Below are 16,259 nucleotides of genomic sequence, written 5' to 3'. Positions count from 1 at the left end.
GTACCCGTCAATATATAGAATTTTCAAGCAGTTTTTTAAGCAGAGTACAATCCATAAATGAGAAGCCTTAGTATTCGCAGAAGCTACTAAAACAATTTACATTGCAAATAAAACCTATTATAGAAACAAGCGTAAAAAGAAGAAATATTTTTATTGTATACACTCTTTTAATTATTTCAGCTTGTACTACTAAAGAAAAACAATTTTCAGGAGCACAAGTATTTCGTTATAATGAACATTCAAATATTACTTCCTTAGATCCTGCTTTTGCTAGAGATCAACGAAATATTTGGGCGGTTCATCAATTATTTAATGGATTAGTACAACTAGATGATAGTTTACTTGTACAACCAGATATAGCTAAGCAATGGACAATTTCTGAAGATGGAAAAATTTATCAATTTCTATTACGAGATGATGTGTTTTTTCATGAGCATGAACGTTTTGGAAAACATAAAACTAGGAAAGTAACTGCATCAGATGTAGCATATTCATTAGGAAGATTGAAAGATCCTAAAGTGGCCTCACCAGGAAGATGGGTATTACAACACGTAAAAGAGTATTCCGTAGTAAATGATTCTACTTTTACAATAGAATTAAATCAACCATTTCCGCCATTTTTAGGACTATTGAGTATGAAATATTGTTCAGTAGTACCTCAAGAGATTGTTGAATTTTATGGCAAAGATTTTCGTTCAAACCCAATTGGTACTGGTCCTTTCAAATTCAAGTTATGGGTAGAAAATACAAAACTAGTATTTAGGAAAAACGAAAATTATTATGAAGTAGATAGTAAAGGTGAAAAGCTACCGTATTTAGAAGCCTTAGCAATTACATTCTTACCAGATAAGCAAAGTGAGTTTTTACAATTCATTCAAGGGAATATTGATTTTATGAAAAGTTTAGATGCCTCTTACAAAGATGAGATTTTATCTAATACTGGAAAGTTAAAAGAAAAGTACTCCAATAGCATCGACATGCAAAAGGGGGCTTATTTAAATACGGAGTATTTAGGTTTTTATTTAGATGTTGAAAAAGACTATCCAACACAATCCAAATTGATTAGAAAGGCAATGAATTATGGTTTTGATAGGGAGAAAATGATAACTTTTCTAAGAAATAATGTTGGGTCACCAGCTCTAAATGGATTTATTCCTAAAGGATTACCTTCTTTTTCTAATGCTAAAGGATATATATATAATCCCCAAAAAGCAAAACAATTAATAGAGAAATTTAAAAATAGTACAGGAGAACAAACTATAAATGTTACAATAACAACAAATAGTAATTATTTAGATTTATGTGAGTTTATTCAAAGAGAATTACAATCTATAGGATTAAATGTTATTGTAGAAGTTGTATTACCTTCCACCTTAAGACAAGGTAAAGCGAATGGTAAACTGCCAGTTTTTAGAGCCAGTTGGATTGCAGATTATCCAGATGCAGAAAATTATTTATCTCTTTTTTATAGTAAAAATTTTACGCCTAATGGACCTAATTACACACATTTTAAAAATGAGTTATTTGATCAGCTGTATGAAGAATCTATAAAGCAAACAAAGAATTCCAAGCGTTTTGAGTTGTATCGTAAAATGGATAGTATTTTAATTGAAGAAGCTCCGGTAATTCCTTTGTATTATGATGAAGTTATACGCTTTTCTCAAAAAAATGTTAAAGGATTAGGTATAAACCCTATCGATTTACTGACGCTTAAAGGGGTAAGGAAAGAAAAAGTTAAAAAAAAGTAAAGAATTTATAGGATATTTAGTCTTGTGGATATTTGTATGTTTTATTTTTAATAATTTTAGTTAAAAAACAACATTAATTTATTTTTTGTTGATTTTTTGTTAATTTTTTTGAAAAATAAATAATTTGCTTATTTTTAGGCAATAACCTTTCAAAATCATTACCAAAATGAAAAAAACCTACAGTATTGTAGCACTATTTCTTGTGCTACAGTTAGCTTATTCCCAAAACACTTCTCAAAGTGATTTAAGCGTTATCCAAGACCATTTTAAAAGTCTACAAAACAAAAGCCAAGCTTCCCAAACAGATTATGCTGAATGGAAAGTAACAAGTACAGCTTCATCTCTGAAAAAGGGCTTGACACATTATTACTTGACACAATATTTTAAAGGGATACCAATTATTAATGGTACCTATAATATGTCAGTGAATAATAATAGTGTAAATTATAGTGTAAATCAGTTTGTAAAAGATGTTGAATCTAAAATTCCACAATCTAGATCTATTTCGTTAATCAATGAAGAAGCAGCGATTAACACAGTGATTAGTAGTCATAATTTACCTGCAGCAAGTAGATTGCAAAAGCAATTAAGAAGAACTAATGGAGGTGGAGATCCTATATCTAAGTACTTAGATTCTGGAATAACAGAAGATAATGAACCAATTACAGCTCAAAAAGTATATCTTTTATATGAAGATAAAATACATCTGTGTTGGAATGTTACGTTGTATGAAAAAGGTGGAAAACACTGGTGGAGTAGTTTTGTTGATGCTTCATCAAATACTATTTTAAAAGAAGATGATTGGGTAATCTCTTGTAATTTTGATACACCAGGACATAGTGAATTACATAATCACAAACATGACCATGGACACAAGGCTCATAAAGATGTTAATTCAAGAGAGAATTATGGAATTCCTTATGCAGCAGAATCTATGGCTATGGCTCCAGATTCGTATAGAGTTTATGCAATGCCATTAATTAATCCTGATGATGGAGGTAGAACAATAGTAACTGACCCAGCAGAAAGTGTAGCTTCACCTTTTGGATGGCATGATACTAATGGATCTGCTGGTGCTGAATTTACTATTACTAGAGGAAACAATGTTTGGGCACAAGAAGATGCTAACGGAAATAATGGAACTGGAGCTTCTCCAAGCGGAGGAAGTGGTTTAGATTTTGACTTTCCTGTAAATTTAAACCAAGCACCAAGTAATTACAGAAATGCTTCTACTACAAATTTATTTTATTGGAATAACATCATGCACGATGTTTGGTATCAATATGGATTTGACGAAGCAAGTGGAAACTTTCAAGAGAATAATTACGGTAGAGGTGGATCAGGGAGTGATTCAGTAAATGCAGATTCTCAAGATGGAAGTGGTACTAATAATGCAAACTTTGGTACTCCTCCAGATGGTAGCAACCCAAGAATGCAGATGTTCCTATGGAATAGAACTAATCCAGGTAGAGACGGATCTTTTGATAACATTATTATAGCACACGAATATGGACATGGAATTTCTACACGTTTAGTTGGTGGTAGAAACTCAAATGTATTAGGAGGTTCTGAGCAAATGGGAGAAGGATGGTCTGACTGGTTCGGATTAATGCTTACAATGAAAGCAGGAGATACAGGTGCTGATAGAAGAGGAGTTGGTACTTATGTTTTAGGTCAAGGATTGAATGGTTTAGGAATTAGACCAACCGTATATTCTACGGATAGATCTATAAATGATACAGATTATTCTGATATTGGAGGCTTGGCAAGACCACATGGAGTTGGGTATGCTTTTTGTACAATCCTTTGGGATATGACTTGGCTATTAATTGATCAAGAAGGTTTTGATCCTGATTTTTACAATGGAACGGGAGGAAACAATATTGCCATGGCTTTAGTAACAGAAGGATTGAAAAATACGGCAAGTAATCCAGGATTTGTATCTGGACGTGATGGAATATTACAAGCAGATCAAGATTTATATGGTGGTGCTTACAGATGTTTAATATGGAAGGCCTTTGCTGAAAGAGGAGTTGGTGAAGGTGCTAATGAAAATAATAATGGGGGAACTAATGGTCAAACAGACCAAACAGTTTCTTTCACCAATCCTTGTGATGGAGGTGGAGGCGGAGGCCCAGATCCTGTAACATGTTCTTCAACAGTAAATTCATTCCCATATGGAGAAAGTTTTGAAGCAAACGACGGATGGACTCAAGCTAGTGGAGATGATGGTAACTGGGTAAGAGATGCTAATGGAACACCTTCTTCTGGTACAGGACCAAGTGCAGGAGCAGATGGATCTTTCTACATGTTCTTAGAAGCTTCTACTAATGGAAGTACAGGACAGATAGGATCTAATGCAACAGCAATCTTACAAAGTCCATGTTTTGATCTTTCTTCATTAACATCAGCTACTTTCTCATTTAGTAACCATATGTTCGGTACTAGCGTTGGATCATTAAGATTAGAAGCTTCTACTGATGGTACTACTTGGACAAGTATCTGGAATCAATCAGGAAACCAAGGAAATCAATGGAATAGTGTTTCTGTTAATCTTGGAGCATATGTAGGAGAAGCAGAAGTACGCTTAAGATTTGTAGGTACTACAGGTACAAGTTGGTCTAGTGATATAGCTATTGATGATTTAGCCTTAACCTCTGGTGGAGGTGGTGGTGGAGGTCCAGATCCAGGATGTCCAACAGTAAACTTTAATAATTTTACTATTACACCATTCTCAAATCAAGATTCAGCAGGTAACTTCTCAGTAAGTACAGATGGTTCATCATTAACATTAACGAATAATACTTGGAAATATATTCCATTAAATTACACGGTTACAGCAAATACTGTAATTGAGTTTGAATTTACAAGTACTTCACAAGGAGAAATTCATGGAATAGGATTTGAAGATGATAATACATTAACAGCAACTCGTTATTTCAAAGTTCATGGAACTCAAAATTATGGAATTACTAATTTTGATAACTATACAAGTGGAACAACAACATATGTAATTCCTGTAGGAGATTCTTACACTGGTACCATGGATCGTTTAGTATTTATTAACGATAATGATGCTGGTTCAGGAAATAATTCAACGTTTGCCAATGTAAGAATTTATGAAGGATCTTGTAGTTCTTCTTCAGTAACAGTGGCTAGTTTTGGAGCTAGAACTGATGTTTTAGGAGACGAAGATGAAGGTATTTTTACTTCAATTGAGGTTGCACCTAATCCAATTGGAAAAGGAAACCTATTAAAATTAGTTGGACCAAATAGAAGTCTTTCAAACGCAACATATTCAATTATTAATATGCTTGGTCAAGTAATTGAAAAAGCAGCATTAAATGATAGAAGAGCAATAAATATAGATAGTTTTGAATCTGGAGTTTACATTCTTAGAATTGAGAATGAATCCATAGAAACCACAAAAAGATTCATTATTAAATAATTTATTGGATATTAAAACGATATAAACCTCTTGAGTAATCAAGAGGTTTTTTATGCGATAAAAGTTTCACCATAAATATAAATTATAGTAATCTTTGCGAAAAAAAACAGACCAATAAATAGTATTTAAAAATAGAAATTATAGTAATGGGGAAGGATAGATTATATTTCTTAACGTTTGTTTCAATTGTAGTTGTGTTTTTTTTAAGCGCTTCAATCGGTATAAATTATAGCGTTAAAGTATGTGTAAATTTACTTTTAGAATTAGAGTTAGAGTCGGGAAAAAAAGAAGTTCAAAAAATTGCATATTTTCTGAATCATCAAATAAAAGAGTTTAATGATTCTGATATAGCTTACCAAGTTCAAGATATTTTATCAGAAGTAGAACCCAGTACAACATATATTACTGTTTTTGATGGGGAAAATAAGGTAGTTTGTCATCCAGAAATTTCTCAAATTAATAAAGATATTATTGTGAGTAAATACTTAGCCAATGCGATTAATAAAAGTTTTAAGTTAAGTAGTGTGTATGATATCTTAATGAGTTATAAAAAGTCTCCTAAAAATAACACATCACATTCTTTAGAAGTACTTTATGAAAAAAACATAAAAAGAAGTAATTTAAAATTAGCTTCGGTATTAAATACAGATAAACTATTGTTATATGTAGTAAAGTTAGAAAGAAGATTGTATACTATTTTTATACTAATGGGAGTTTTAATTATCTCTATCTCATTTTTTACAGTCCGTTTAATAGGAAGTTATTATGAGAAAAAATTAGAAAGTAAAAATTTAGACTTGGAGAATGATATTATTACTCTAACAAAATTAAATCTAGGAATTTCAATATATCAGCAACGAATAAAGAATAGTGAAGAAGAGATAAAAACGGAATCTACTACTGAAACACAAGATCAAAAAAAGAATAGGTTTTTAACATACAAAGGAAATGAGTTAATTCCTACTTTAGCAAATAATATTGCTTATATATATTCGGAAAACTCGATAACATATGTAATAAATAATAAAGGAGAGAAATCTGTTAGTAATTCAAGCCTCGATGAAATTTATGGAAATTTAAATACTACTTTATTCTTTAGAGCAAATCGTCAGTTTATAGTTCATATTGCCAATATTGAAAAGATCATAAAATATGGAAATAGTCAACTTAAAATAGTTCTTGATAATTCTGATGCTAAAATATTAATAAGTAAAAACAAGGCCTCAGAATTTAAAAAATGGTTAAATGTTTAAGTCTGTCTTTAACTTATTATTTCGTGAAAATTTCTAATAATTACATTTAATTCAGCTATAATTTTTCCCATTCAGTCACTGTTTTTTCGTTCTCATATAACATTTGTATATAGTAGCCAATAAGTTATAAGATATTTGATTTCACAATCAAATGAAACAACTATGACGCCTCCAACTACTCAATACACCAAAAGTGGCACAATTAATATTGCATACCAAGTTTTCGGATCAGGACCTTTCGATTTAGTTTATATTCCCGGATGGGTATCAAACATAGATTGGATGTGGTTTTGTCCAGATTTATCCGAGTTTCTAGAAGAACTTGGAAAAATAGCAAGAGTGATTCTTTTTGATAAGCGAGGAACAGGTCTTTCAGATAGAGTTGTAGATCTTTCCACAATAGAAGAACGTATGGAAGATATTACAGCTGTAATGGATGCAGTAGGTTCAGAAAAAGCGGTTCTTTTTGGTCATTCAGAAGGAGGAAGTGTTTCAGCATTATTCAGTGCTACCTATCCAGAGCGTGTAATTTCTTTAATAACCTTTGGGATTTTTGCACAGCGTAAGCAGTCAGAAAACTATCCGTGGGCACCGAGCAGAGAAGAACGAGAAGACTTGTATAATATGATTGAGAATAACTGGTGTAGTGGAAAAATGCAACTGCAAGCATTGGCGCCTTCAAAAGCAGAAGATCCTCAATTTATGAATTGGCTTACAAGCTATTTTAGGTATGGAGCTAGCCCCAGAGCAGCATTGGCGCTTACTAAAGTAAATACAGAAGTAAATATAATAGATATTTTAAAGTACATAGAGGTACCAACATTAATAATGCAACGTACTCACGATATTGATGTTAAAATTGCTGAAGGAGAGTTTATAGCAAAAAGAATAAAAAACTCAAAGTTTGTGAAATTTGATGGAAATGATCATTTGTTTTGGATTGGAAACAAAAATGAGATATTAGATGAAATAAGAAATTTTATGGGAGCTATAAAGTCAAATTTTAAACCTAAAAAGAAACTGGTTTCTTTGTTATTTGGACAGCTTCTTGATGGAATAAAAAAACAATTTAATAGTAATGATATTTATAAAATAGTACTCGAAAATGGAGGAACTATCGTATGTAAAGAAAGAGATTGTTTTGTAATGAGTTTTCAAGTACCAGGAGAAGCTTTAAAAACAGCTGCTTTATTACAAGATTTACTTAAAAATAAAAAAGTTACATCTCGTCTTGGAGTATGTCTAAGAGCATTTTCTACAATCGAAAAAATTAGATTAACTACGGAGGATTGTGAGTATATAAAGTCAATTATAGATAAAGCTATCCCTAATCAGATTTTGGTTTCGCAAGGAGTCAAACACTTACTGTCAGGTATTCCTTTTGATTTTAAGCAAGAAACGTCAATTTTTGATAGTAATACACAGCATCTTTGTAAATTGTATAGTGCAAGAAAGAGTAACAAACCATATCAAGAAAAACCAAAGAATAAATCGACAATTATACCTCATAATTGTTTTTTAGAAAATGTACTCAAAATTATTAATCAACATCTTGAAGATGATTTTTTTACTGTAGAGAAGCTATGTAAAAAAATAGGAATTAGTGAGCGTCAATTGCAGAGAAAAGTAAAGGAAACTACTAAAAAATCGCCAACACAATTGATTACATCACTTCGTTTGAAGAAAGCAAAAGAAGTATTGATGGATTCTGATTATACTGTGGCAGAAGTTGCTTTTCAATTCGGGTTTTCAAGCCCATCTTACTTTACAAGATGTTTCAAAAAGGAGTTTGGAATTCGTCCTACATCCATACAAAATATACAAAAGAATTATACAAGTAATCTTCAGTTTACAATGTCGTAAAAATGACAGCATTCTACGGAATAATGAAAGTTGAACACGTATGTATACTCTAATTTTACATCAACAATACAAGTGTGTTGTTTACGTAAAAAGATAGAGAAGTGATCCATACCACATTACAAATTTTAAAAGACAAGTTAAACGAATATCTAAGAATAAAGGCTAAGGTAGATAATGACCTTATAAAGTTTATAGATAGTAATAATAACGATCCTGTAAGTTTTACTAATAACGTAATTACGCCTTTTTTAATCAATATTTCTGAAGATCGAAAATTTAGAAATGCAGATCAATATAGAGGGGTAGTGAAAAATGGTATTCGAACCCAATTTAATCCTGAAATAAGGATAGAATTACTAATCCTTTTCGTCTCTAAATTTAGTGATTACAATCAGGCGTTGAAGTTCCTTTCTTATGTAATTAAGTTTTTTCAATCGAATAGAATGTTCACTCCATTAAATGCGCCAGAATTGTCTGATGAGCAGATAGAAAAACTAACAGTTGAACTGATATCCTTACCTCTTGAAGAACAAAATCAAGTTTGGCATTCATTAAATACATCGTATTTGCCTTCAGTACTGTATCGTGTACGATTACTGTCTTTCACAGATGATGAAAGTGTAGCGTTTAGCGATGGAATGGTAGAAGAAGTAACACAATTAATAACTGAAAAAAAATAACTAGTATTTAAAAGTTAAAGGATTATGAAGTACACAGCACTTTTTCAACTCAAAATTACGCACGAATATTTTTCAGAAGTTATAGAAGATATAGCTATAGTATTAGCAAGTGAAACAAAAAGAATTTTTAATTCAAAGCAATTTCTAGTAAAAAAAAATACGGATGGAATTCAGGTATTGGTAGCAGAAAATAATACCAAGTTAGATTATGTATTTGAATGCTATATAGTTCCTACTTCAGACGAAATAAAAGGAATAACGAAAAGTCCCAATGTAGAAGATGATGAAATAGTCGTGTATACAAACGATAGTAAAGGGACTGAAACACTACATAAGTCAATTGTAAAAAGAAAGGAAACAATTCATGTTAAAGGGTATCAACCTCTAGGTAAAGTTCAAATTAGAATACCTAAAAAGAGTCAAACATATCAAATCAATTTGGAATCAAGATCTATAAAATGGAAATATTATTTCATTACAGATGGGAATAAAGAATTGAGTATAAGCTCTAGAAATGATGAGTTTGCTTTTGTAGAATTATCGGAATTAGACCATAAGATTTCAAATCTACAATCCAGTTTTCCTGAAGCCCAAATTAAGGTTTTTGAATCTGAAAACGAAATCTCTTATACCCAAAAGACTATATTATAGATGAACTACAACTCAGCAAGGAAAACTTTATTTTTTTAATACAAACTTCAAAAAGCACGAATCCAACGCAAGAAGATGTAGATAAATTTTATCTGGTTTTAGAGCAATCTGAACGAAGATTTCGAAGAATTGTAATTGCTCCACCTACTGTAGAAAAGAATCGAAAAATATATGCTGCAGATGACATAACAAAACTAGCGTTCAAAACGAATGATAAAACACAAGAAAGTGCTCAATTTAAAACTTTTGGAAATCATACCACAGCAGAAGATCAAGTGTTAACACCCGCAAAATTAGGTTTTGCTATAAGTTCACCGCTATTATTATTAAGAGAAGGGAAACGAAAAATACAGCTCTCATTAGGCTTAGATAAAGGTATAGCAACAGCAGAAAAAGTAGTCTCGCTTTTAAAAGAAGGCGTCTTTGATATGCACTTTAGTGGAGAAGAAAGTTGGTTTAAGCCCAAAAATGAAAGTGTTTTTAGCTTACAATATACTGTAGATCCAACGATAGATAAAGTTGAAATAAGCGATTTTATCGAAACCAAACAAGAACCTCTATTAGTAGATTTTTCTGGTCCAGGTATTATAAATATTCACAAAGAGGAAAATATAGGTAATTTCATAGTAACGCATAATAGAAGAGTATATAAAATACTAAAGTTTGATAAAGATAATAACCCAAATAGTACTGCCATATTTGTTGAACATGTAGGAGAATTACCAGAGAGACCAGAAGATCCTTTTATGTTTACAGAAAATGATTTACAAATTATTTTAGATATTGAAATCTTACTTTCTCCAGAAGAACCTCCAGTTGTTGCAAATGTTAACTCAGATACTTTGGTTCCTCAGCCCATTCCAACCCTAGTATTGTTGCCTAATCAAGAAATTTTGTTTTCTCAATATGACCAAAATGAAATCGATGTATTTCACAAATTGATGGAGATTGAATTTTTCAAAGTTGATCTGCGAGTCGAGGTATCAGAATTAAAAAATATTGTTATTCAAAATGATAATGAAATTCTAAATGTAAAGAAGAATTTTGAACCTTTTGGCGCTTTTCCTGAGCAAGGTTCTCGATTTTATTTTACGCATGAAGAGCTATCACAAAAGAAAGTTGAAAACTTACACATAACTACTGAATGGTTGAATAAACCTAATGATTTTGCTGAATATTATCAAAACTATACAGATGATAACGGACAACCTATTATTAATGCGAATACAGATTTTAAAGTCAACATACAGCTTCATGATGACTTAAGAGAAATACCAATACAAAAAGAAATTTCGCTGTTTACTGAAGACAATACAATACAGGTGAATGATTTGCCTAGCTTATTTCACAAAAACAGACCGGGTTATACATATGATTTGATCGATATTGAAGATGTTGCTGAGACAGAAGTTTTAGAATGGCAACGTTATTTTAGTATGGCGTTAACTCCGTTAGATTTTCAACATCAAACCTATAATCGATTGTTGCAAAAACAAGCATTATCAGGAAACATTACCCAGTTAAATTCACCTTATCAACCTAAATTTAAAACTTTACGATTAGGATATACGGCCAGCGAAACTATAGTAGATACGTATAAAGGAATCTTTAAAAATAACGCATTATTACATATACATCCTTTTGGTTATAGTGCTATTGAAGAGAAAGAATCCATAACATTATTGCCAGCGTATACAGATAATGGTTCATTATATATGGGGATTTCAAAATTAGTGCCTGGACAAATCGTAAGTATTTTATTTCAGATAGCAGAAGGAAGTGCAGATCCTGAAAGTCAAAAACCAATATTAACCTTTAGCTACCTTAAAAATAACAAATGGAATACTTTACCACATACAGCTTTAGTTTCTGATACTACAAACGGGTTAATGAATACAGGAATCATTCAACTACAAACTCCTGAAGATATTGGCTTAGGAGGTACACTATTATCTAGTGAACTGCATTGGTTAAAAGTAAGTGTTACTAATCACATTAATGGAATTTCAGACTTAGTAGCCATAAAGACACAAGTAATTGAAGCAAAATTAATCAATACTGTAGTCGATGATTCTCATTTTGAAACACCATTACAACAAGGAAGTATTACAGAAACACTTCAGTTTATACCAGAAATAGAAACCATAGCGCAACCCTTTACATCCAATCAAGGAAAACCTAAAGAAGGTGATGCAGCATTTAATAGACGAGTTAGTGAACGCTTACGCCATAAAAATAGAGCGTTAACCATGTGGGATTACGAACATTTGATTTTAGAGAACTTTCCAGAGGTGTATAAAGTAAAATGTTTGCCCTGTACAAAAGAATTAGGAAAAGTACATATCACGGTTGTACCAGACATTCGTAAGAGTGTACCCTTTAATCCATTGAGTCCAAAAGTTTCAGCAAGTAGTATTTCAAAAATAGCAACATTTTTAAGTAAACACACTCCTGCTTCTGCAGAATTTGTAGTGAAAAACCCAACTTATTTAAAAGTATCTACACGTTGTTCGATAAAATTCAATACAGGAGTAGACCAAGTCTATTTTAAAGCGAAACTTATAGAAGAACTTAAAGAGTTTTTATCACCTTGGGCATATGGAAAAACAGAAAGCATTAGCCTCGGTGGAACCTTAGATGCAGGGGTAGTTATCAACTTTATAGCCGAAAGACCTTACGTTGATTTTGTGGCCAATCTAAAGTTATTTCAAAGTATAGATAATGAATCTTTTGTAGATGTTAGAGCCGTGAATAACGGAGAGAATGTTGTAATTCCTGATCAACCAGATATGATTATAGTAAGTGATATTGATCATATTATCAATATAGTAGATGATAATAACTACAATGAAAATTCAGAAATCGGAATCAATTACATGATGATTGAAAGAGATTTTAAAGTAGCTAAGAATATTGAGGAAACCGAAAAATAAATCCTGATCTATTGTAAAAATAGAATTATAAAAAATAAAAAAATATGAGTACAAATAAAAAGAGCAGAACAGAATTAAAACAATATTTTGAAGCAGAAAAAATACCAACGGAACAGCAATTTTCAGATTTTATAGATGCTTCATTAAATCAAGTAGAGGATTGTATTAAAAAGTTACCAGGTGAGCCAATTGCCCTTGAAGCCGAGGGAGAAATTATTAGTACACAAGAAATCATGCATTTGTATGCCGATTTTAATCAAAGTACACCCAATTGGAAGGTGAATTTAAATCCTAGAGTAGATCATGAAGATCCTAGTACCAGCAGAAAGGGTTTAAATATAGAAGATGTTACAGGGGAAAGTCGTTTGTTTATCAATAATGGAAATGGAAATGTAGGTATAGGAACACTAGAACCTAATTCTAAATTAACCATAGAAGGAAAAGAAGAAACATCATTATTATCTGTGGTAGATGCGACTCAGAAACGTACTCAAATTTTTGAGGTAGCACAACAACGAGGAAATGGTATAGTTACAGTTCGAAATGGTGAACAAAATAAAGAAACGGTTTTAGAGAGCAATAGTATTGCTTTTATAGATGCAAAAGATAACGCCAATTCAAAGTCGGTTAACATTACTGCTGAAGAAGAAAACATGAATATTACGGCGAATCGTGTTACGATTAGTGGAGATGTACTCATGAATAATTTGTCTAATAATGAAACACTGTTAGAAAATGGTGTAAGTAGCGAAACGATTATCCCTTCACAAAAAGCAGTTAAAGAGTATGTAGATACACGTTTGCCTTCAGGATTAATTTCCATGTGGTCTGGTTCACAAATACCAGAAGGTTGGGCTTTATGTGATGGAAATAATGGTACACCTAATCTCTCTGGACGATTTATTGTTGGTTTAGATAAAAATAATCCAGAGTATAATCAAACTAAAAAAACTGGAGGACTCCAAGAAGTACAATTAACGACAGCTCAATTACCTGCACACACCCATGAAGATCAGGGGCATGGACATGGAGTAACAGATCCTGGACATAAACATATTGGTAAGGATAGTGCAGGTAGAACATTTGATCGATTGATACGATATACAGGAAATAATACACATAAAGGAACAGATAGTAAAAATCCTGCAGGTATTGAGTATGATATAGATCATTCTGGAGTTATGCAGAATAGTCAAACTGGCGTTAAAGTTAAGACAGATAAGGCCAAATTAAAAAATACGGGAGGTAATCAACCGCATGAAAACCGTCCACCATATTTTGTATTAGCATACATTATGAAACTATAATCTTATGGCAGCATCAATAACAATACCGAAACAGACACCGCAAAAATCGGCGTTAAGTTATGAGTTTCTTAGAGAGGAAGCCATACTACACATTCAACAATTGGTAGGAAGTAGTTGGACGGATCATAATACACATGATCCTGGGATTACTATTCTGGAACAACTGTGTTATGCCATTACAGATATAGCCTACAGATTAGATTATGATATTAAAGATATATTGGGGAAGAGTAGCAAGTCTTATGAAACATTACATAGTCCAGCTGAAATACTAACTACCAGTCCTATTACTTTACTAGACTACAGAAAAATTATTGTAGATACTAATGGCGTAAGAAATGCTTGGATAGAAAAAGTAACAGATATAAACAGTGCTTATAAAGGTTTATATAGTGTAGCTATTGAGCATGATAGTTCTGTGGGAGCTAAACAAATAGAAACATTAGTAACAGAAAAATTATATGCCAATAGAGCTATTTGTGAAGATTTTGACGAGATTACAGTACTTGGAAAACAAGGGATATATTTTTTAGGCACGGTAGAAGTTACTGATACTGTAGATGATATTAATGAATTAGCTGCAGATGTTTTGTATGCGATGTATTGGAACTTATCGCCAGTCGTACAATCGTATTCATTACAAGAAATGAAAGATAAAGGAAAAAGGACAGATGAAATTTTTGAAGGTCCGAGATTAACACATGGTTTTATAGATGATGATGAATTAATACGTTATGCCAGAAAAAAAGAAATTCATGCTTCAGATGTTATTAAAGAAGTTATGGATGTAAAACATGTAGCTACGGTTCAAAATTTTGTAATAGCATCAGGAAGTTCACAGGTTAAAAATTGGGTATTTCCGCTAGATAAAAGTAAAACTCCGAGTTTAGATGTATCAGCTACATTACAACATCTTCAATTTAGGGTAAATGGTTTAGACGTACAGTTAAATTCAGAGAAGATTTTAGAGTTGTATCAGAACAAGCTAGTAGCTGTAACTACTAAAAGAACGTTACGAGAAGAAGAAAAAGATATACTGTTAACCGTAGGACAAGATCGAGCTATTGAAAATTATTTCAGTATTCAAGAGCAATTTCCAACAAATTATGGTATTGGAACCGTTGGACTTCCTGATACTGCTTCTGAGAAAAGAAAAGCGCAAGCAAAACAATTAAAAGCTTATTTAGCTGTATTTGATCAGCTATTAGCGAACTATTTCTCTCAAGCTGCTAACTTTAAAGAGTTGGTAGGAGTTGACGAAACAAATTATCGTACTGTTTTTAAACAATCGTTATTAGATAAAGTTCCTGGAATTAACGAGATCCTTCAAAATACAAAAAGTTATACTACTTATTTAAACCAAAGCTCATCAAAACAGCTATTGCAAAAAAATAAGTTTTTAAATCATTTACTAGCAAGATATAGTGAAAAGTTTACTGCATATGGTATGCTGATGCAGGGAGATGATGCAACGGGAGATAGGCAGCAATTAATTAAAGATAAAATAACATTTTTAAAAGAGTATCCTAGTATCAGTTCTGAGCGAGGAAAGGGACTTGATCTTACTAAAAAACATAAAACAGGATTAGAAAACCGTATCACTAAAAAATTAGGAATCAACCCTACAGAAGAGTTTTATATGGTAGAACATATATTGTTACGCGAAGAAAATTCGGATGCTAATACTTTAGATACCTATTATCAACAGTATACAATTGAAATTTTTGAAACAGATGAAATAACAAAAACAAGTAAGATAGTTGCTGTTGGTCATGAATTACATATCAAAGATCACATTGCTATTTTTGAAGATGGTATCCATTTAGGGGTTTTTGAAGTGATAACATGCACTGAAACGGATTTTGTATTACAAGGTGTATTAGAAAAATCAAATGAAGATGCAATCTTCAGTTGGCAACATGTAACACCTAATCTCCACTTTCAAACCTTTACCAATCCAATTCATACTTTCGAAGTAGGAACAGGCAATAGAACATTTTGTAAGACTGAACAAAACGTTTCTCTTGGGGAAAACATTACAATATTTGGAGCTTCTATTTTTAACGGAGAGCATAAAATTATTTCAGTAACTAAAGAAGGTTTTGAAATCGATATACCTTTTCAAGAAAATAAATTACAAGGACGATTTACCACTGCAAAAAAATTAGAAGACAACTATTCATTACAAGTCACTTTTGTATTGCCAGAAGGTAAAGGGAGATACAAAAACTCCATATTTAAACAGTTTACCGAAAATACAATTAGAGAGGAAACTCCAGTACATATTACAGCGTATACAAAATGGTTGAATGAAGAAGAGTTCAATGTGTTTAAAAGAAATCATATAGCCTATTTTCAATAGTAAATAAAGTGTAA

9 protein-coding genes are annotated in these 16,259 nt (G+C 31.8%); all 9 read left to right on the top strand.

Annotated features, from left to right (window positions below):
• The first annotated feature begins 101 nt into the window (after positions 1–101).
• Positions 102–1,748 carry an ABC transporter substrate-binding protein gene (locus BVC87_RS08785; RefSeq protein ID WP_394331630.1) on the top strand — a complete coding sequence of 549 codons (1,647 nt, stop codon included), beginning with the start codon at positions 102–104 and terminating at the stop codon, positions 1,746–1,748.
• 166 nt (positions 1,749–1,914) lie between these two features.
• Positions 1,915–5,196 (top strand): M36 family metallopeptidase, encoded by a 3,282-nt coding sequence (locus BVC87_RS08780; protein ID WP_075341991.1) that lies wholly within the window; start codon positions 1,915–1,917, stop codon positions 5,194–5,196.
• Between the two features lie 146 nt (positions 5,197–5,342).
• On the top strand, positions 5,343–6,449 hold the full coding sequence (locus BVC87_RS08775) for a LytR/AlgR family response regulator transcription factor (protein ID WP_075341990.1): 1,107 nt from the start codon (positions 5,343–5,345) through the stop codon (positions 6,447–6,449).
• A 162-nt stretch (positions 6,450–6,611) separates the two neighbouring features.
• Complete coding sequence (locus tag BVC87_RS08770) at positions 6,612–8,312, top strand: alpha/beta fold hydrolase (RefSeq protein WP_143569748.1); 1,701 nt, start codon at positions 6,612–6,614, stop codon at positions 8,310–8,312.
• A gap of 101 nt (positions 8,313–8,413) precedes the next feature.
• Complete coding sequence (locus BVC87_RS08765; RefSeq protein WP_075341988.1) at positions 8,414–8,992, top strand: DUF4255 domain-containing protein; 579 nt, start codon at positions 8,414–8,416, stop codon at positions 8,990–8,992.
• A 24-nt stretch (positions 8,993–9,016) separates the two neighbouring features.
• Complete coding sequence (locus BVC87_RS08760) at positions 9,017–9,643, top strand: hypothetical protein (protein ID WP_075341987.1); 627 nt, start codon at positions 9,017–9,019, stop codon at positions 9,641–9,643.
• Positions 9,644–9,918: 275 nt separating this feature from the next.
• Complete coding sequence (locus tag BVC87_RS08755) at positions 9,919–12,576, top strand: baseplate J/gp47 family protein (RefSeq protein ID WP_075341986.1); 2,658 nt, start codon at positions 9,919–9,921, stop codon at positions 12,574–12,576.
• Positions 12,577–12,620: 44 nt separating this feature from the next.
• On the top strand, positions 12,621–13,883 hold the full coding sequence (locus BVC87_RS08750; protein ID WP_075341985.1) for a phage baseplate protein: 1,263 nt from the start codon (positions 12,621–12,623) through the stop codon (positions 13,881–13,883).
• 4 nt (positions 13,884–13,887) lie between these two features.
• Positions 13,888–16,245: a hypothetical protein gene (locus tag BVC87_RS08745; protein WP_075341984.1), complete on the top strand. Its 2,358-nt coding sequence runs from the start codon at positions 13,888–13,890 to the stop codon at positions 16,243–16,245.
• Positions 16,246–16,259: the final 14 nt, after the last annotated feature.

Origin of the sequence: Tenacibaculum agarivorans (assembly GCF_001936575.1) — a bacterium.
Lineage (GTDB): Bacteria > Bacteroidota > Bacteroidia > Flavobacteriales > Flavobacteriaceae > Polaribacter > Polaribacter agarivorans.
The sequence above is the reverse complement of the archived record's forward strand: the minus strand, read 5'-3'. Positions and strand labels throughout refer to the sequence as shown.

Coding starts and splice junctions, on each gene's coding strand:
- BVC87_RS08775 (WP_075341990.1), top strand. CDS start 5,343: ATGGGGAAGGATAGATTATATTTCTTAACGTTTGTTTCAATTGTAGTT.
- BVC87_RS08780 (WP_075341991.1), top strand. CDS start 1,915: ATGAAAAAAACCTACAGTATTGTAGCACTATTTCTTGTGCTACAGTTA.
- BVC87_RS08770 (WP_143569748.1), top strand. CDS start 6,612: ATGACGCCTCCAACTACTCAATACACCAAAAGTGGCACAATTAATATT.
- BVC87_RS08745 (WP_075341984.1), top strand. CDS start 13,888: ATGGCAGCATCAATAACAATACCGAAACAGACACCGCAAAAATCGGCG.
- BVC87_RS08760 (WP_075341987.1), top strand. CDS start 9,017: ATGAAGTACACAGCACTTTTTCAACTCAAAATTACGCACGAATATTTT.
- BVC87_RS08750 (WP_075341985.1), top strand. CDS start 12,621: ATGAGTACAAATAAAAAGAGCAGAACAGAATTAAAACAATATTTTGAA.